Here is a 19,217-nt window from a genome sequence, read left to right on the forward strand (position 1 = left end):
GCCCGCCATCGGCTTCACCAACGCCAATGCCGAAGAAGGAATTGGAATGATTCCGCGCCTGCCTCCACGCACGACCTGTATCTCGCCGTCAGGGGAGCAGGCGGTCCGACGATCTTCGCTCCTGACCTGGATTGCCCGCAGCGCCCTGCTGCTGAGCATCGCCATGCCTGCCTGCTTGCTGGCTGCCGACCCTGCGCCGGGCAGCAACCCGCTGCTGCGCGATGTATTCACCGCCGACCCCGCGCCACTGGTCGTGGGCGACACGGTCTATCTCTACGTGGGGCATGACGAAGCCAAGGGCGACGACTTCTTCCTCATGAAGGAGTGGCTGTGCTATTCGTCCAAGGACCTGCGCCACTGGACCGCCCACGGTGCCATCATGAAGCCCACTGACTTCAAATGGGCGCTGGGCGACGCCTGGGCCGCGCAGGTGGTGCGGCGCAATGGCCACTATTACCTTTACGCCACTGTAAAGCACGGTGGCACGCAGCCCGGCATGTCTATCGGAGTCGCGGTGGCCGACAACCCGTTGGGCCCGTTCAAGGATGCGCGCGGCTCGGCACTGGTCACCGATGCCACGACGCCCAGCCCCTATGGTTGGAACGACATCGACCCCACCGTCTTCGTCGACGACGACGGCACCGCCTGGATGGCCTGGGGCAACCCGGTGCTCTATCTGGCCCGGCTCAAGCCGAACATGACCGAGCTGGACGGCCCCATCGAGAAGATCGCGCTGCCCAACTACACCGAAGGGCCGTGGCTGTCGAAGCGCAAGGGGATGTACTACATGACCTACGCATCGATGGCGCACCAGAACGTCTGGGAGCGCCTGTCCTATGCCACCGCGCCCAGCCCCCGCGGGCCCTGGACCTACCAGGGCGAGCTGACCGGCCAGACCCGCAATAGCTACACCATCCACCCGGGCATCATCGACGACTTCAAGGGCCAGTCCTATCTGGTCTATCACAATGGAGAGCTGACCCTGCCCGACGGCCAGACCGGCAGCGGCAACCGGCGCTCCGTCACGATCGACTACCTCCATTATGACGCTGACGGCCGCATGTGGCCCATCACGCAGTCCGAGGCCGGCATCAGCACGCCGCCCCGGCCGCCTGCCGGCAAGGTGCCCGCGCCGGCGGACCCTGGCCGCTCCGACCCCCGCGTGGCCGTCCGGCAGTTCGCCCAGGGCTATCCCGAAATCTGGCCGGGCCGCCCGGCGCTGGCCTCGGTCACCCGGCCTTTCGACCAGGCCCCCAATCCCGTGGGCTTCAACAGGGAGGGCGGCGCCAGTCGGCTGGCGCAGACCTTCGTGCCGCGCGCCGACATCGCACTGGGCCGGCTCAGCCTCTACGCCGGCGACGGACTCGGCACGGACGCCGCGCACCCATTGCGGCTGTCGCTGCGAGACGTGGAGGGTGGCACCGAACTGCTCAGCGCCGGCCAGGGCCTCGCCATCGCCTACCGGCCGCAAGGGGCCGGCCTGCTGAGCTTCGACTTCAACACCCATCCGCCTATCGTCCTGCGGGCCGGGCGCCGCTACGCGCTGGCGCTTCAGGGCGAAAAGGGGGCACTGACGCTCTATCTGCGCGCCAGTCGCGACGACGCCTATGCCGACGGCGAGGCTAGCCTCGACGGACTGCCGCTGAAAGACGCGCAGGGCCACCCCGCGGACATCGCATTCGCACTGTACGCACGCGGGGCGCGCTGAGCCTGCCCACGCGGCGCATTCAGTTCCGCGGCGGGCCAGACGCTCTGCCGCGCGCCGTGTGATGTTGGCAACTCAAGTTTGAAAGATATTCATAATATGAACTTCCAGAAAAACGTGCGGGAAATGAAGGCCTTGGCATCCTGTTCGATGAGCCTGGCGGGCGTTGCCCTGCTGGCCGGATGCGCCGGCGGCGGGGCGCCTGCCGGTTTATCCTCTTCATCCCTGGCGCCGTCTCAGGGAACCTTTTACTGGAAATCAAGCGCACCGCTGATCGGGCCGCAAGCTGATCCATCCCAAACCGTTTACGCTGTAAAGGATCCATCCGTCGTATTTGCGAACGGAAAATACCATGTCTTCATGACCACGGCCGGATCGAAGGGATGGGGCATCGCCTACACGAGCTTCGCCGATTGGTCGTCCGCATCGACGGCGCCGATATTCCCCCTCGAAAAATCGCCGATAGGCCCCGGGTACCGCGCAGCGCCGGAAGTGTTCTACTTTGCTCCGCAAAAGCTCTGGTATCTGATATTTCAGGGCGGCGACCCCATGTATTCTACCACGACCAACATCGAGGACCCGATGTCATGGAGCCCTGCCCGCCCGTTCTTTGCCACGGCGCCGGACATAACGAAGCCGCCGACGGGGAAGGGGTGGCTCGATTTCTACATTATCTGCAATGACACCAAGTGCTACCTCTTCAATACCGACGACAATGGCCACGTCATGCGGTCGGAGACATCGATAGATCAGTTCCCGAATGGCTTCCACAATACCGTCATCGTCATCGACGAGCCCCGGGACGACGCATTCGAGGGAAGCAGCCACTATCGGGTAAAGGGGACCAATACTTACCTTACCGTCGTAGAGGCGATCAGCCCGAAGGGGCGTTATTTCCGGATTTGGAAAAGCGACGGTTTGGAAGGCGTCTGGGTGCCGCTGGGCACAGCCGCCAAGAATCCCTTCGCGACAGGCGACAACGTGGGGAGCATCTGGTCCGAGGGTATTTCCCATGGCGAACTGATCCGGGACACGAAAGATCAGACTCAGGTCATTGACCCCTGCAAGCCGCTTCAGTTCCTGTTCCAGGGTAACGACCCGCTGGTCCACCCCTCCGATTACATCCAGCTTCCGTACCGGCTCGGCCTTCTGACAGCCAAGGGATCAAACCCGATCACGGACATGTGCGCCAAATAGGACCCGAGTTTCGATTCTGTGTGGCCTTACGGATCTGAATTCCGGCTCATTGTCGTCTCGACCGCCTCACCGTGGCGATTTGCCGGTCCGGAACAATTCTTACACGGTCGAAATTGCATCGCTATAGTTCCGGGCAGCACGCGCCTTGGTTGATGATCGGCACCATGGCACCGGATTTACTATCAGTGGTTCCACCGATCATGATTAATAATATTTGTGTGGGACTAAAGATTAGTAGCTTACGACCCCTTTACTCGGATCCAGCGCGCCAATGTTGATCCGCGATGTTGAACTGGGCGGCCATGTTCGTTCCCAGCCCCAAGACCCTCCCTAGGCCGGGGATGACGTTCCCGGCCCCTTTTTCCTGTAGCGGGTCGAGGCCTGCCAACTGCAGGAACAGTGAAGATTGGGGAGCGCAGTTCGGTGCTGACGCTGGCGCTTGCCACGATCATCACCCCTTCGCCGCGGCTCCCCAAGCGCAGATGCGGCATCAAGACAAAAAAGGCAAAGCATCATGCGGCATAGGTCGAATGCGTCCGGAATTGTGATGTCCGGGCTGGTATCATGCGTAGCCTTGACGCTGGTTCCCTGCGCGGCGCCGGCATCTGCGCAGAATCGGGACGCTCCAGCGGCGAGCGCGTCCAAGGGCATGTCGACCGCGACCTGGACGCCGGATAACGGCGACGGGACGTTCACCAATCCTTTGTTTTATGACGAATTCTCAGATCCGGACCTGATCCGCGTCGGCGAGTGGTTCTACCTGACCGGCACCACTATGCACGCCATGCCGGGCCTGCCGATCCTGCGCTCGAAGGACCTGGTGAACTGGGAATTCGTCGCCTACGCCCTGGACAAGCTCGACCTCGGCCCGGCCTATCGGCTGGAGGACGGGCGCAACATCTACGGCCAGGGTATCTGGGCCCCGTCCTTCCGCTACCATGACGGCAAATTCTACATCTTCTCGAACGTCAACGACCAGATGACCCAGATGTTCACGGCCACCGATCCGAAGGGGCCGTGGACGCGCACGCCGATGAAGCGGAGCTTTCACGACCTGTCCGTCCTGTTCGACGATGACGGCAAGGCCTATGTCGTCTGGGGTCACCAGGATATGCATCTGGCCCAGCTTACGGACGACTTGACCGACGTGGTTCCGGGCACCGAGCGCGCCCTGTTCACCACCGACGCCGGGATGGGCGAGGGCGCGCATTTCTACAAGATCGACGGCAAATACTACATCATCAGCGCCAATTATGCCGGCGGCTTTCGCATGCCGGCGGCGCGAGCTGATCATGTGCTGGGCCCCTACGAGGTCCATCAGTCGATCAGTTCGCACGAGGACTTCGGCATGGCGTCAAGCATACGTCTGGGTACGCCCAAGCCGCCGTTCGGGACCTGGGGGCCTGACCCCGCCGCCAAACATAGCCTGGCGATGCACCAGGGGGCATCATCCAGACGCCTGAGGGCGAATGGTGGGGCTTTTCGATGATGGATTTCAATTCCGTCGGTCGCCTGCTCGGCCTGTCTCCGATCACCTGGAAGGACGGCTGGCCCTATTTCGGCCTGCCGGGTAATCTGACGCGCACGCCGCGGACCTGGGTGAAGCCGAAGACCGCCAAGCCGCAGCCGGTGCGTGTGCCCTATCGGCGCAGCGACGATTTTTCGGCGACGCGGCTCCAGCCCCTATGGCAATGGAACCATGTCCCGGTCGATGGCAAATGGTCCTTGTCGGAACGGCCGGGTTTCCTGCGGCTTCACTCCCTGCCGGCGACGTCGTTCTACGATGCGCGCAATACCCTGACGCAACGGGCGATCGGGCCGATGTCGGCGCCGAGCGTCCTGCTCGATGTATCGAATCTGAAACCAGGCGACACGGCGGGATTGGGCCTGCTCAATCTCCCCTATGCGACTTTGGGTGTCGAAAAGCGCACCGACGGTCTCGATGTCGTCTTTTATGACCAGCGCCGCGACCAGGCAGCGCGGGCGAAGATGACCGGGACGCGCATCTGGCTTCGGGCCGAGTGCGATTTTCTCACCGAACGGGCGCGCTTCAGCTATTCGTTCGACGGCGTCACCTTTACCCCTATCGGCGACGAGGTCGTGCTGATCTACCAGACCTTCACCTTCCAGGGCGTTCGCTATGGATTGTTCAACTACAACACGACCGACAGCCAGGGCGGCTTTGCCGATTTCGACAGCATCCATGTCTATCAGCCGCATACCCGCGGCCTGATGCGGCCCATTCCCTACGGTCGATCGATCCGGCTGGCGTCGTTTCGCGCGACCACCGGACTGGCGGCCGGGCATGAGCACCTGGCTTCGGGTGTCCCGACCCGGTTCGAGATCGTCGACCGCCGATTGGGCCGCGTCGCTCTGCGATCGGGCCGACGCTATGTCACGGTCGGCAAGGATGGAGGGGTGACGCTTGGGGCCGGCCAGTCCGGCATGGCGCAAACCTTCCAATGGATTGAAACGCCGACGGGCGAACTGGTGCTGATGTCATTGGCCACCAACCGCTTCTTGCGCATCGATCCGCAGACCAGGGACATCCGAGCCGACAGTCCCGGCCCCATGCCGGACGACAGCGACGGTGCGCGCTTTATCTGGTCGGAATAGAACGGGCGGCGCCGGTGAATCCAGAGATTCACCGGCGCAATGCATCATCACGCGCTCAGCGAAATCGCGAAGGCTGCGCGCGCTGTGCCGGACAGTCGATCTCTCCAGGAGCAGTGGGCGTGCGCGCGCAATTCTGAACCGTTGCGGGCCCTCGTCATAGTCCTGCAACCGGGACCCGGCACGAGTAACCCCCTTACGAAAGCATCGCTTCATGACCTCTCGCATTGCAATCGCCGTTCTGCTCACCCTCGCCGGCCAGCCTGCCCTGGCCCAGGATGCCGCACCCGATCTGTCCCGGTTGGCGCGCGGCGATGTGCGCTTGCCGGGCGGCGCGCGGCGGCTCCCCGGCGACATGCGCGAGACTTATCGGAAGTTGAGCGCCGAGGGCGAGGTGCGAAATGTCATCCTGCTGATCGGCGACGGCATGGGCGATTCGGAAATCACCCTCGCGCGCAACTATGCCGAGGGTGCCGGGGGCTATTTCAAGGGCATCGATGCCCTGCCCTTCACCGGCCAGTACACGCATTATTCGCTCGACCGCGAGACCGGCAAACCCAATTACGTGACCGATTCCGCAGCATCCGCTACCGCCTGGGCCTCAGGGGTCAAGAGCTATAACGGCGCGATCGGCGTCGATATCGACGGCAAGCCGCACCGGACGCTGCTCGAACGCGCCAAGGCGGCAGGGCTCGCCACCGGCGACGTGTCGACCGCGGAAATTCAAGACGCGACTCCCGGCGCGCAGATCGCCCATGTCGTTCAGCGCAAGTGCTTCGCGCCGACAGTGACCAGCAAGACTTGCCCGGAGAACGCGCTCGAGAATGGCGGCGCCGGCTCGATCACCGAACAGTTGCTCGACACCCGCGCCGATCTCATCCTCGGCGGCGGCGCCGCAAGCTTCGCCGAGTCCGCCAAGGCGGGCAAGTGGAAGGGCCGCACGCTGTTCGATCAGGCGCAGGCGCGCGGCTATCGCATCGTTCGCGATGCCGCCAACCTCGACGCCGTGACCCGCGCCGACGATCGCCAGCCGCTGATCGGTCTGTTCGCGGAAGGGAACATGCCGGTGCGCTGGACCGGTCCACGCGCGAGCCTCCACGGCAATATCGACAAGCCCGCGATCACTTGCCAGCCCAATGCCGAGCGCACCGCCGCCACGCCGACGCTCGCGGCGATGACGCGCAAGGCGATCGCGCTGCTCAAGGGCAACCCCAAGGGATTCTTCCTTCAGGTTGAAGGTGCCTCGATCGACAAGGAGGATCATGCCGCCAATCCGTGCGGCCAGATCGGCGAAACGGTCGACCTGGACGAGGCGGTGCAGGTCGCGCTCGAATTCGCGAAGGCGGACGGACACACATTGGTCATCGTCACCGCCGATCACGCGCATACCAGCCAGATCGTCGGCAACGGCACGCGCGCACCGGGTCTCACCGCGGCGCTGAACACGCGCGAGGGTGCCGTGATGACGGTCAATTACGGCACCGCCGAGGAAGGATCACAGGGTCATACCGGCACCCAACTGCGCATCGCCGCTTATGGTCCGCGCGCGGTCAATGTCTCCGGCCTGCTGGACCAGACCGATCTCCACTACATCATCCGGGACGCGCTCGCGCTCGATTGATCGAGCATCCGTCCGCGCTCGGGCGGTCAGGATATCTCGTTCAACGTCATCTCGGCGACACGGACATGAAACGCTTCTGCAACGATCTCGCCGCTGAAGCGCAATAGCGGGAGCTTATTGGCGGCCTCGCCGGGGATCACACCCGGGGAGAAACTCAAAATGTCGCGCACTTCACGCCTGCTTCGGGCCACGCTTCCGTTCACCTTCGCCGCATTGGGCATCGCCCAGTCCGCACACGCCCAAACCGTCGCGGCGAGTGCAGATGAAAGCGCGCAGGACGTGCCGGCCGGGTCCGACGAGGAAATCGTCGTGACCGGCTCCTATGCGCAGAGCCTCGCAGCGGCGACCGAAACCAAGCGGCAGGCTGGCTATGGCGTCGACTCGATCGCTTCGACCGATATCGGCAAATTCCCCACCCAGAATGTCGCCGAGGCGCTCCAACTCGTCACCGGCGTCACGATCACCCGGCCGCGCGGCGAAGGTCTATATGTCAGCGTGCGCGGGCTCGGGCCGCAGTTCCAGAGCACGATGCTCAACGGCCGCAGCGTCGCGATCAACGACCTGATCGAGAATGGCGGCGCCGCCGGCCGCCAGTTCCGTTTCGAGATGCTGCCGGCCGAGTTCGTCTCGCAGATCGACGTGGTGAAGACGCCGACCGCCGACATGACCGAAGGCGCGCTGGGCGGCAATATCGACGTCAAGACCTTCCGCCCGCTCGATGTCGGCAACAAGACCACGCTCAACCTGCGCGGCACCTATACGACGATGACCGACAAGGTGAAGCCGAACGCCACCGCGCTCACCAGCTTCAAGAGCGGCGACGGCACTTTGGCCTCCTGGCTGGCGCGCAATATTGGGCCAAGTCGGTCCGCAACGACCGTTGGTACAATACCGGCTGGACCCTCGACCGGTTCACTTCGGTGCTCGGCACCGGCTATTACACGCCCACCCGCACCCGTCCGACGATCGAGACCGAGGAGCGCAAGCGCGTCTCCGGGCTGATCTCGGCGCAGTGGCGCCCCTCGCCCGAGCTCGAGACCACGCTCGACGTGCTCGGGACGCGGCTCGACGTCGCTTATGATGAATTCGGCCTCGACATCTATCCCGACGACACCAGCGTCGCGGGACACCGCCCGACGCTGGTGCCGGGATCGTTCAAGCTCGACGGCAACACCGTCGTCGCCGCGACGATCAACGACGTGCGTTTCATGGCGTCGCGCGAATACAGCCTCAACCGCCACGACCTGCTCAGTGTCGGCCTCAAGCAGAGCTGGAAGCCCGAAGGCTGGGACGTCTCGGCCAATATCAACTGGTCCTATGCGCACAGCTTCCATCCGAGCTATGCCGAAGGCACGGTGCGCAGCCGTGCGATGTTCTTCGCGCCGCTGACCTATGACGCGTCGGGCGGGTACAAGGTGATCCCGACCTTCACCACGCCGGTCGACCCGACCAATGCCGCCAACTATGTGCTCTACCCGTTCAACATCGCGCCCAAGAACAGCAAGGACTGGGACTGGTACGCCCGGTTCGACGTCGGCCACGACATGGACGGCTTCCTCAGCAAGATCGCGGCCGGCGGCGAATATCACTGGCGCAAGCGCGACTATTGGCGCCGCGATTTCACCGTCAATCCGGGCCAGGTTCCGCTGACCAGCTTCGCGCCGAACGGGTTCGAGCAGATCCCGTTCGACGACTTCCTGAGCGCCGTGCCCGGAAATGCGCCGCGCAGCTGGCTCGTGCCGATCACCAGCGTCTTCTACGACAAGCTGTTCACCGACGCGGTGGCCAACGCGCCGCTGAGCGCGGGCGATCTGCGAGCCTCCTATGTCGTGACCGAGAAGACCGTGAGCGGCTATGTTCGTGCCGATTACGCGCTGGGCACCAGCATCACCGGCAATATCGGCGTGCGCTATGTGCACACCGATCAGGTGGCGAGCGGCACGCTGACGATCGGCACCGCGCCGACGCCTGCGAGCTTCCCCAAGACCTTCAATAACTGGCTGCCGAGCTTCAACCTGCGCGCTGAGCTGAGCCCAACCTTGGTCGCGCGCCTCGCCGCCAGCCGCGTGCTCACCCGGCCCAACGTGACGCAGAGTGCGCCGCAGATCAGCGTCTCGACCGACGCGCCGACCGGGAGCGGCGGCAATCCCGAGCTGGTGCCATTCCTCGCCACCCAGTTCGACGGCTCGCTCGAATGGTATTTCAATCGGAAGGGCTCGCTCACCGCGGCGTTGTTCTACAAGGCGATGGACAATTACATCACCGCGCAGAACATCAATGTCGAAATCCCCGGCCGCGGCACGATCCTGCTGAGCACGCAGGTCAATGGCGGCGACGCCAAGGTCTATGGCGCCGAAGCCGCCTACAACCAGGTATTCACGTTCCTGCCGAAGCCGTTCGACGGGCTGGGCCTCCAGGCATCGTACACCCACACTTCGGTGCAGGCGAACTACACGGCGGGCGCCCGCACGATCGAGGACCAGCTGATCGGCCTGTCGAAGAACAGCTTCAATCTGGTCGGCTTCTACGATTACGGCCCGGTATCGGCGCGGCTTTCCTACACCTGGCGCGACAAATATCTCTCCGGCACGGGCAGCACCACCCAGACGCCGAGCTATGTCGACGCATTCGGTTCGCTCGACGGCAACCTCTCGTTCCGGGTTACCGACAAGACGACGGTCAGCCTCGAGGCGATCAACATCGCCGGAGCGCGGCAGTATAGCTATAACGACGATCCGCTGCGCTACGGCGAAATCCATTATTGGGGCCGGACGATCCTGTTCGGTGTGCGGACGGAGTTCTGATGATGAAGACTTTCCTCGCCGCCGCTGCGCTGGCCCTGCCCGGCGCGGCGGCCACGCCGCAGGCGATGAACGACGTCCAGGTCGTCGGCTCGCACAATAGCTTCAAGGCGCGCATCCCGGCGGCGGTGATGGCGAAGATCCGTGCCGCGGATCCGAAGACGGCGGATCTCGCTGGACTATTATCATGTTCCGCTGACGCAGCAGCTCGAGGCGGGCGTGCGCCAGATCGAGCTCGACGTCTTCGCCGACCCGGAGGGCGGCCGCTACGCCGATCCCAAGGGCGAGATCTGGGCCAGGGCCGCCGGCGAGCACACCGGCTTCGATCGCGCCGTGATGCTGAAGCCTGGGTTCAAGGTGTTTCACATCCCCGATATCGACTATCTCAGCACCTGTGCGACTTTGGTCGGCTGTCTGCGCGAAGTCGATCGCTGGTCGCGCGCGCATCCCGATCATCTGCCGATCATGATCACGATCAATGCCGCCGACACGTCTTCGGGACGGCCGGGAATCGCCAGCCCCTTGCCGCTCGACAACGCGGCGTTGCTCGACGCGCTCGACGGCGAGATCCGCACAGTGCTGCCCGGCAAACGCCTGATCACGCCGGATGAGGTGCGCGGAAGTGCAGCGACGCTGCGCGAGGCAGTGCATAACCGCGGCTGGCCACCGCTGTCGGCGGCGCGCGGCCGGATCTACATCCTGCTGGACGTGCGTGCGGTGGTGTCGGATGCGTATCGTGCAGGGCACCCGTCGCTCGCTGGGCGGGCGATGTTCGGCTGGTATCCGGAGGACCAGCCCGAATCGGCGGTCCAGATTGTCCAGGATCCGCTCGTTGACGGCGTGAAGATCCGCAAATGGGTCCGCGAGGGCGTGATCGTGCGGACTCGCACCGACGCCAATACGGCCGAGGCGCGCAGCCGCGACTACTCCAAGACGAAGGCCGCGGTGGCGAGCGGAGCGCAAGCGGTGAGCACGGACTATTACCCGGGCGCTCCCGACCCCTAAATCTCGGGTTCGTGGTGACCCTCCCCGAGCACGCGATGGCACGATGCAGCCCGGTGCGGGTTTCTGCCGGCTGCCGACTCCGCCCCTGACTGTACGTATCAGGCGGCGAGCACCCTCTACCCTCTCGAAGCATTCATCCGAGATGGACCGCCATTGAACGCAACCGCCGGCGGACCGCGATAATCGCCGGCCCGCCGGCACTGTCACACAGTAAATCGTTTCGTCATCGTGACGTCATCCCCCGGACTCTGGAAAGTCATTGCTGCACTGCAAGGCGGCGCGACATCATCCGGGAATCGATCATGAACCGTTCTGCAATCGCGCTGCTCACATCCGTTGCGAGCCTCACGCTCGTGCCCGCGCTCGCGCATGCCCAGGAGACCGCGCCAGCCAGCGAGAAAACGACCGCGGAGGGCGAGGTCGAGAGCGGTGCGGACATCGTCGTCTATGGTTTCGGCGAGACGCGCCAGGTGCAGACCGTCGGCGAAGCGGACATCGCGCTGCTCACCCCGGGCACCACTCCGCTCAAGGCCGTCCAGAAGCTGCCGGGCGTCAACTTCCAGTCGTCGGACGCGTTCGGCGCCTATGAATGGTCGAGCCGCATCTCGCTGCGCGGGTTCAACCAGAACCAGCTCGGCTTCACGCTGGACGGTGTGCCGCTCGGCGACATGAGCTATGGCAATTACAACGGCCTGCACATCAGCCGCGCGATCATCTCGGAGAATCTCGGCGCGGTGACCGTCAGCCAGGGCGCGGGCAATCTCTCGACCGCATCGGTCAGCAACCTCGGCGGCACGCTGATGTTCACGTCGCGCGATCCTTCGCGTGAGATGGCCGTGGCCGCGTCGGGCACCTATGGCAGCGACGATACGTATCGCGGCTTCGTACGGCTCGAGAGCGGCGACATGGGCGGCGTGCGTGGCGCGATCAGCTATGGCTATCTCAACACCGGCAAATGGAAGGGCGACGGCGAGCAGCGCCAGCACCAGGTCAACGCCAAGCTCGTTGCCGACGTCGGCGATGGGCGCATCACTGCCTTCGTCAACTTCTCCGACCGGCGCGAAAACGACTATCAGGACATGTCCGCCGAGATGATCGGGCGGCTGGGGCGCGACTGGGACAATTTCGCTTCGGATTGGGGGACCGCATACGCCGTCGCCGCAATCGTCAACAATCAGGCGTGGCAGGCAGCGGGTGGCGCCGGTACGCGGCCGTTCCCGACCTACGGCTTTGCCTTTCCGGCGCCGGTCAAGACGCTGGACGATGCCTATTATGACGCGGCCGGCCTGCGTCGCGACTGGCTGACCGGCGTGACGTTCGAGACACCCCTGAACGAAAAAGTCCGCGTCAAGCTTCAGGGCTATTACCACAATAACCACGGCCAGGGCCTGTGGTGGACTCCTATACCCCGACGCCCGGCGGCGCGCCGATGTCGGTCCGCACCACCGAATATGACATGGACCGGTTCGGCGCGATCACCAGCCTCGTCGCCGAGCTGGGCGCGAACACCGTCGAAATCGGCGGCTGGTACGAGAATAACGACTTTCGGCAGGCGCGCCGCTTCTACGGGTTGGCGAACACGTTGTCGGGCTCGTCGCGCGACAGCCTGCAGTTCCAGCACGATCCCTTCTTCACGCAATGGGATTATGACTATGGGACCGAGATCCTCCAATATCATGTGATGGACCGAGTCGATCTCGGCGCGCTCACTCTCTCGGGCGGGTGGAAGGGCGTGCGGGTCAGCAATCGCGCCAATGCAATCGTCGCAGGACCGCTCTCGTCCGGGCGCATCGCCTCGCAAGACTGGTTCCTGCCGCAGATCGGAATGCTGTTCCGCCTCACCAACAATGCCGAGCTGTTCGCCAACTACACCGAGAATTTCCGGCCGTTCGTGTCCGCCGGTACGTCGGGGCTGTTCGCAACCAGCCCCGCCAGCTTCGCCGCGAGCGTCGAGGACCTTCGGCCCGAGCGCTCGAAGACGATCGAAGGCGGTGGCCGCTTCCGCTCGGGCGGCTTCCAGGGCGTGCTTGCCGGCTATCATGTCGACTTCAGCGATCGTCAGCTCGGGGTCCAGGTCGGCGCGCCGATCGAGGGTCGCCCCTCCGAACTGCAGAATGTAGGCTCGGTGCGGTCCTGGGGTGTCGAGGCATCGGGCACGCTGACCCTCATGCGCGGCCTCTCGGCGACGGCTTCCTACGCCTACAACCACTCGACCTATCGCAACGACGTCCTCAACGGCGTGACGATCATCCCGCTGGAGGGCAAGACGGTGGTGGATAGCCCGCGGCACATCGCCTCGGGCGAGATCGCCTATGATGGCGAGCTGTTCTTCGGCCGCGTCGGCGCCAATTACATGTCCAAGCGCTATTACAGCTATCTCAACGACGTGTCGGTCGACGGCCGCGTCGTCGTCGACGCCAGCATCGGCATCAAGGTTCCGACCGGCATCGGCTTCCTGTCGGGCTTCGCGCTCGAAGCCTCGGTGACCAACCTGCTCGACAGGGATTATGTCGGTACGGTCGGATCAGGTGGCTATGGCAATAGCGGCGATGGCCAGACGCTGCTGCCTGCCGCGCCGCGCCAGCTGTTCGTGACGTTGCGCAAGGGCTTCTGAGGCTGGCGGGCGAGTTGGCTGCACGACGCTCATCAAGGCCGGGATCGCCGCCACGTCATTGGCGGCGATCCCGGCACTCGCCCTCCCCTGCGACAAGACGCTGACGCGCATCGCCTTCGGATCGTGCGCGCTCTGCGCAAGAAGGCCATTGGCCCGGACCTCTATTCGTCAGCCAAGCCCGCTTTGTTGCGTGTCCAGCCTCGTCCCTGTCCCCTAGACGGCCTGATAGGTCCCGTAGGTCGAACAAAAATCATTATCGAACAGGAAATTGGTGAACGTCACCGTCATGCTGAAATCCAGCGCGCGAACGCGGTGCCACCAGCCGACCGGAATGAACAGCAATTCCCCCGGAGCCAGATCGTGGCAAAGGATGTCGACGTTCCGCATCCTCGGGAAACGATCATAGTCGACATTCTCGAGATCGACTTCGCTGTAGACGTGGAGATGGTTGTACAGATTGGCGACTTGCAGCCCGTCGACCAGATGTACGCGCTTGCGCCCGGTGATCTGCGCCATGAAATTATTGGTGAGATCATGATGGGTCGGCGTGATCGTGCCGGGCGGCCCGATCCAGAAGAAGCCGCGGTTCGCCGGATTGGTGCCGTCGAGATATTCGGGAATCTGGACGATCCCGTCCCACAATTCGTGCAGGGCTGAGGCGTTGGCGCCGCCATTTTTGGCGGTCATGTAGATGTCGTTGCTTTCGCCCTGCTCCTGGACGCGGGCCATGAACGCGTCGAACGCCATCCTGGTGACGTGCCTGTCGGCCTGCGCTTCATAGTGCGGATTGGCGTTGCGGTTGACCTGTACCTCCACCGCGCGCCCGGCAAAGGCGCGTGCAAGCTGCTCGTCGGTCCAGCCAAGTGCCGGCCAGTCGTCCATCATCCCGCTGATGACCACCGGCCGGTTGGCGCTGTAATAGTCGTTGAGGAAGGTCGCACGGTCGAGCTTGTGACGACGCTCGATGATGCCATTGCCGCGCGCGCGCATTTCGCGCGTCTTGTGCTGCACCTCCAGGGTCCAGTCACGTTTGGCGACACGGCTGGCCAGATGCCGCGCCGCTTGTAGATAGGGGCTACGATTGGCCTTGTCGATTTCGCGCTGCGCTTCGCCCGGGTGGAAGTTATTGGCGACCAGGGTCGGCAGCAGCCCTCCCGGCGAAGCGCCAAGCGCGAGATTCTGGCCGATCCATGCACGCCAGTCATCGTTGAAAACGTCGTGGACGGGCTCGGGCAAGGAAGCATCGGGAGATGGCATGATGGTCTTCATCTGCTTCATTCCTGGATTTGCAGCGGGCAGCAGCCATTGCCGAAGGATGGCATCCATACGGCCGGCGTCGATCAGCCATTTCACCACGGCATGGGGTGCTTCCGCGATCTCGCTCGACAGTGACTCCTGTCATGCCGGCGAACCGGCGCGCATGGATCTCATCCAGATTGGCGCTGCCATCCGCCTCTGGCCCGGTGCCGAACAGGATGTGGACCGGCGGCGACGACTGCCCGGCAAGCAGCGCGGGCAGATCGTCGTACGGTCTGGCGGGGGATAGCGATCAAGCGTCTCCATGACGCGAAGCCAGCGTGTGTCGCCGTCGCGCCGCGCCCAATCGCTGCGAAGATAGGATAATGGGCCGAAGGCAAGCACCTGGTCCGCCCCCAGCAGGGTGCCGAACAGGATCGCCGCATAGCCGCCCATCGATTGACCGACGGTGCAGACCGAAGTCGGACGGATGTCGGCGATGATCCGGCGCAGCGATGCCGCGACCGCATCAACGTCGCGCCCCAACCCGCTCACGCCATGCTGATACCAGAAATTGGCGGTATCGCGGATCAGGATATGGTTGAGCGGCTGACCAGCCGTGACCTCCAGCTTGCGGAGACGGCCGGCAAAATCGAACCTGGGGAAGGCCATCCAGTCGACAAAGCCGAACGTGATGACGAGCGGCGCCCCTTCATGCGGGGCGTCGACGATATAACCGATATCAGGGTCGGCTTGTGCAACCTCGAATTGCCTGTTGTCGGATCGTGCCATCATTGGAGACTGCCCACCGGGATATGCCGGGAATACGCCATGGACGCATTCCCGGCAGGAGCCCCGGTCAGAAGCGGATGCTGAGCCGTCCGCTGACGCCGTGCGCCGTCATGCCGGATCCGAAATCCCCATTGTACGAGATCGCGACCGAAACATCGTCCGACGCCCGGAAATCCAGCCCGGCCCGCACGGTCGCCGCATCCTTGGCGATCGGCGCACCGGCTATCAGGAACGATCCCGTAGTGTCGGGCAGGGTCATTGTCGCGAACGGCGTGGTATCGTGGAAGGCGTGGCGCCATCCCAAGCCACCAAATGCCTTTGCCCGCATATCGCCCAGGCGGAACCCGGTCGATCCGCGCATCCCCAAAGCGGTGAAGAAAGTCTCCATGCTCTGCGACTTCACGGTAAGCGCAGTGGCACCGCCATTGGCGGCGACGCTCTTCTCGGCGAAATCGTCGAGATCAAGCCGCACATAGGCGACATTGGCATAGGGCTCGACCGTGACATTGCCCGCCCGATATTGCCACGCAAGCTCGCCAAACGACTGGAAGGTGTTGCCCTTGTAATCGGCCTTGAGGTGATCGCTGAAGCCCGGGAAGGCTGCGATCCGGTCGGTCGAAACGTCGTGCCAAGTATAGGACAGTCCGGCGCGCAGCGACAGGCTGTCCCACTGCGTTCCACCATAAACACCGAGGTGGATATTGTCGCTTTTGCCATCCGACTGCTGCCGGCGAACGTTGAAATCGTCATGGCTGTAGCCCGCAAACACGCCCAGGCGCGCATTCGATCCAACTGCGCCGTCGAGCCCGAGCAGCAGGCCGCCGGTGGAATTGCGCACACGGGCGCTATCCCCATCCCGGCCCAGGCGGCTCCAGTTGCCCAGCCCCTGGCCCCATATGGCGAGGCCGGACTCCACGCTCTTGTCACGCACATAGTCGCTAAAGTCATAGTTGAGCGCGGCGACCTCCGTCGGTTCGGCGGTGTCCGGCGTCTCACGCAGTCGGTCGAACGCCGCCTCACGCAGGGACTGGCCTTGCGAAATCAGCGTCGATTGCGCCGAGGCATGGACACTACCTGACAGACTGTCGAACGCAGCGCGCCCTTCGGTCGCATCGAGCACAAGCAGAGCATTATACAACGCAAGCGATGGACCGCTCTGCTTGAGCGTGTTGAGCGCAAGCGCCGTGTTGTACTGGTTCGCCGTCTCCGCGACATTCTGGAAGACAAGCGGTGGTGTCGGCGTAGGCGTCGGGGTTGGGGTCGGAGTTGGTGTCGGAGTTGGCGTCGGTGTCGGTGTCGGAGTTGGCGTCGGTGTCGGAGTTGGGGTCGGAGTTGGGGTCGGAGTTGGGGTCGGAGTTGGGGTCGGGGTCGGTGTCGGTGTCGGCGTCGGAGTTGGGGTCGGAGTTGGCGTCGGTGTCGGTGTCGGGGTTGGCGTCGGGGTTGGCGTCGGGGTTGGCGTCGGGGTTGGGGTTGGCGTCGGTGTCGGGGTTGGCGTCACCGCGATCTTCAGATCGACCTGGTTCGCTTGATGATCGAGGCTGACATTGAGGAACGCCGATTTGCTGATCGCTTGTGCAAACGTGCCGTTGATGCCGCCGGCCGCTGTCAGGATCGTGTAGATCTGGCCGTTCTGATAGCTGACCGTCGGGTCGAGGGCGGTCACTTCGACATTGACGCCGTTGCCGATCTTCACGCCGCCCTGCAACGGGCCGGGCGCACTCGCGCCGACCGGTAGTACCCGGATGAGGTCGCTGCTGCCGTCGCCGCGGATATCGACCTCGTAGATCGAGTTGTTGCCGAATTCGAGGTCGCCCATCACGGTCAGCGTGCCGATCCCATTGTTACCGGGCGAGATGACCGCCTGTTTGCCGCTGCCGGTGCTGAGGCCGTAGAGCCGCACCGATCCCACGGTCCCCGTGCCGGCCAGGCGGCCGAAGCCGGAATCCGTAGCGGTCTGGCCGCCGACATAGACCCGGCTGGTATAGCTGGTGCCGAACACGCCGTTGCTGAAGACATGCCCGGTTTGGCCATTGACGACGAGCGTGCCGTTATCGACCAGGATGAGCGTGCTTGGCCCGGTGAGGCCATATCTGCCGTCGTTGCTGGCATCGGTCCCGAAATCGCTATTGATGACCAACCGGCTGCCGCCCTTCACCACCACGCCGCCGGTCACGCTGTCGGTGCCGAGGAACTTGGTCATGTCGCCCGACAGGATCGTCTCGCCAGCCAGGCTGACGATCGTTCCGTCGCCCGCGATGGCGTTCTTGAACGCGTAGCCGGTGCCGGTGTGGTTGAAGAGCAGCTGGCCGTCCCTTCCCGCAAAGGTGATGCGCGCATCCTCGTTGAGCGTACCCGCCGCCTCCGCTGCGACCGAGGTCGCTTCGTCGAAGACGTTGAACGTCACCTTGCCGCCAAAGGTGAGCGCGCCGAGGTTGACGCCGGTGAGCGGGTTTCCGCCGAGCACGATCTCCTGCGCCGACAGGCTGGCACCGTTCGCCACGACCAGATTGTGGTTGCTGTCGTCGCCGATCGTGATCTTGCCGGTGGCCGCGAAGGAGGAGCCGGTGCCGGTGACATAGGTCGTCGCGAGCGAGGTGGACATGCCGTGCAGTTCGGCATTGGCCGTGGTCAGCTTGCCGCCGTCCTGGATGGTCATGCTGCGGTAGTTGGTGAACATTCCGCTATTCGCCCACGCCGATCCCTGCCCGGTGATCAGCGTCTGGTTCGCCTTGCTCGAATCGTCCGCCGGCGACCCGTCCAGCTCGACGGTGATCGTGGAGATCCTGCCGCCGTTCTCGATCGTGATTGCGCCCGCGTTGTTGACGTCGTTATCCCACGAGCGGTTACGCAGCGTATCGGCCGTTATCGCAGACCCAACGCCACTCACCTTGATCACGCCGCCGCTGTTGTCGACCGTGGGGGCGCTTCCCATGACGATGTCGCGCACCGAGACCTGCCCGCCGTTCTCCACATTGAGCGTGCCGAGGCCGCCCCCACCGATCTCGAGCAGATTGTTGAGGATATTGGTGGTGCGCGTCACCTCCAGCTTCGAACCGGCGCCGGTGACGGTGATCGTGCCGGACGATCCGCCGCGCTCGCCGATCGTGACCTTCTTGGCCACCACCACGTCGGCGCCGTCGTTGATCGTCAGCGAAACATCGGGCTTCGTCTGCCCGACGACCAGCGCTTCAGGAATGGTGTGATCCGTGGACCAGGTCGTGCTGCCGCTGTCGAGTACGGTATTCTGCGCGAGGGCACTGCCGGGAGCCACCATCAGAATGACCGGCAAGGGCAGCAATGCGGCGGCCGCCCGCCCGTTGCTGAGCGCAGTCGAAGCACCAAGAACTCGCCTGAAGCGCGCGATCGTTCTGATCATTTAAGAACCCCTTGATAAGCGTTACAAGAATAAACCGTCACGAGAGTGCGGCCGAAGATTTTATATCGATGATATTCCGAGATATTTTCGGAAAATACTTTCAGATTGGCGCCGTATCGGAGCGAGTGCTTCGCTCCTCAGGCGTATCAAGGCAGCGCTTTCGAAATGAGCTCGAAAACGCAGTGACGGTGGCATTGATTTCTTTTTTAACTCCCGGAAACGGCGATCATCATTTGTCGACGATCGCCATCACGGCG

The 19,217-nt window shown here is 63.8% G+C and carries 12 protein-coding genes and 2 pseudogenes; 10 read left to right on the forward strand and 4 right to left on the reverse strand.

Annotated features, from left to right (window positions below; genetic code table 11):
- Nucleotides 1–46 precede the first annotated feature (46 nt).
- The 5 genes from PIB19_RS05375 (at nucleotide 47) to phoA (ending at nucleotide 7,136) form a co-directional block, all read left to right on the forward strand.
- Nucleotides 47–1,708 (forward strand): glycoside hydrolase family 43 protein, encoded by a 1,662-nt coding sequence (locus PIB19_RS05375; RefSeq protein WP_271239975.1) that lies wholly within the window; start codon nucleotides 47–49, stop codon nucleotides 1,706–1,708.
- Between the two features lie 96 nt (nucleotides 1,709–1,804).
- The gene (locus tag PIB19_RS05380; protein ID WP_271239976.1) at nucleotides 1,805–2,902 is read left to right on the forward strand and encodes a non-reducing end alpha-L-arabinofuranosidase family hydrolase; all 1,098 of its coding nucleotides are present in this window, start codon (nucleotides 1,805–1,807) and stop codon (nucleotides 2,900–2,902) included.
- Between the two features lie 649 nt (nucleotides 2,903–3,551).
- Entirely contained in the window at nucleotides 3,552–4,391 is an 840-nt protein-coding gene (locus tag PIB19_RS05385) for a glycoside hydrolase 43 family protein (RefSeq protein WP_271239977.1), read from the forward strand.
- Nucleotides 4,391–5,518 carry a hypothetical protein gene (locus tag PIB19_RS05390; RefSeq protein ID WP_271239978.1) on the forward strand — a complete coding sequence of 376 codons (1,128 nt, stop codon included), beginning with the start codon at nucleotides 4,391–4,393 and terminating at the stop codon, nucleotides 5,516–5,518. The genes PIB19_RS05385 and PIB19_RS05390 overlap by 1 nt, the downstream gene beginning before the upstream one ends.
- 211 nt (nucleotides 5,519–5,729) lie before the next feature.
- Entirely contained in the window at nucleotides 5,730–7,136 is a 1,407-nt protein-coding gene (gene phoA / locus PIB19_RS05395) for an alkaline phosphatase (protein WP_271239979.1), read from the forward strand.
- Nucleotides 7,137–7,162: 26 nt separating this feature from the next.
- On the opposite strand, the gene PIB19_RS05400 is transcribed toward phoA, so the two are convergent.
- Nucleotides 7,163–7,306, reverse strand: coding sequence for a hypothetical protein (locus PIB19_RS05400; protein ID WP_271239980.1), 144 nt, complete (start codon nucleotides 7,304–7,306; stop codon nucleotides 7,163–7,165).
- Between PIB19_RS05400 and PIB19_RS05405 the strand changes: the two are divergent.
- From PIB19_RS05405 to PIB19_RS05425, 5 genes and pseudogenes are all read left to right on the forward strand, one after another.
- Nucleotides 7,296–7,763: pseudogene (locus PIB19_RS05405) on the forward strand (TonB-dependent receptor plug domain-containing protein); the annotation flags it as partial. The gene PIB19_RS05400 and the pseudogene PIB19_RS05405 sit on opposite strands and share 11 nt — an antisense overlap.
- 209 nt (nucleotides 7,764–7,972) lie before the next feature.
- On the forward strand, nucleotides 7,973–9,940 hold the full coding sequence (locus PIB19_RS05410) for a TonB-dependent receptor (protein WP_271240918.1): 1,968 nt from the start codon (nucleotides 7,973–7,975) through the stop codon (nucleotides 9,938–9,940).
- A gap of 141 nt (nucleotides 9,941–10,081) precedes the next feature.
- The gene (locus PIB19_RS05415; RefSeq protein ID WP_271239981.1) at nucleotides 10,082–10,942 is read left to right on the forward strand and encodes a Ca2+-dependent phosphoinositide-specific phospholipase C; all 861 of its coding nucleotides are present in this window, start codon (nucleotides 10,082–10,084) and stop codon (nucleotides 10,940–10,942) included.
- Nucleotides 10,943–11,244: 302 nt separating this feature from the next.
- Nucleotides 11,245–11,649 (forward strand): annotated as a pseudogene (locus tag PIB19_RS05420) (TonB-dependent receptor); the annotation flags it as partial.
- 749 nt (nucleotides 11,650–12,398) lie between these two features.
- Nucleotides 12,399–13,556, forward strand: coding sequence for a TonB-dependent receptor (locus PIB19_RS05425; RefSeq protein ID WP_271239982.1), 1,158 nt, complete (start codon nucleotides 12,399–12,401; stop codon nucleotides 13,554–13,556).
- Between the two features lie 213 nt (nucleotides 13,557–13,769).
- On the opposite strand, the gene PIB19_RS05430 is transcribed toward PIB19_RS05425, so the two are convergent.
- The 3 genes from PIB19_RS05430 to PIB19_RS05440 all read right to left on the reverse strand — a co-directional run bounded on the left by PIB19_RS05430 (nucleotide 13,770) and on the right by PIB19_RS05440 (nucleotide 18,960).
- Nucleotides 13,770–14,825, reverse strand: coding sequence for a cupin-like domain-containing protein (locus PIB19_RS05430; RefSeq protein ID WP_271239983.1), 1,056 nt, complete (start codon nucleotides 14,823–14,825; stop codon nucleotides 13,770–13,772).
- Nucleotides 14,826–14,954: 129 nt separating this feature from the next.
- Nucleotides 14,955–15,584, reverse strand: coding sequence for a hypothetical protein (locus PIB19_RS05435; protein ID WP_271239984.1), 630 nt, complete (start codon nucleotides 15,582–15,584; stop codon nucleotides 14,955–14,957).
- A gap of 67 nt (nucleotides 15,585–15,651) precedes the next feature.
- A complete protein-coding gene (locus PIB19_RS05440; RefSeq protein ID WP_271239985.1) occupies nucleotides 15,652–18,960 on the reverse strand; it encodes an autotransporter family protein in 3,309 nt (1,102 codons plus the stop codon).
- Between the last annotated feature and the right edge of the window lie 257 nt (nucleotides 18,961–19,217).

This window comes from Sphingomonas sp. 7/4-4, assembly GCF_027941955.1.
Classification (GTDB): Bacteria; Pseudomonadota; Alphaproteobacteria; order Sphingomonadales; family Sphingomonadaceae; genus Sphingomonas.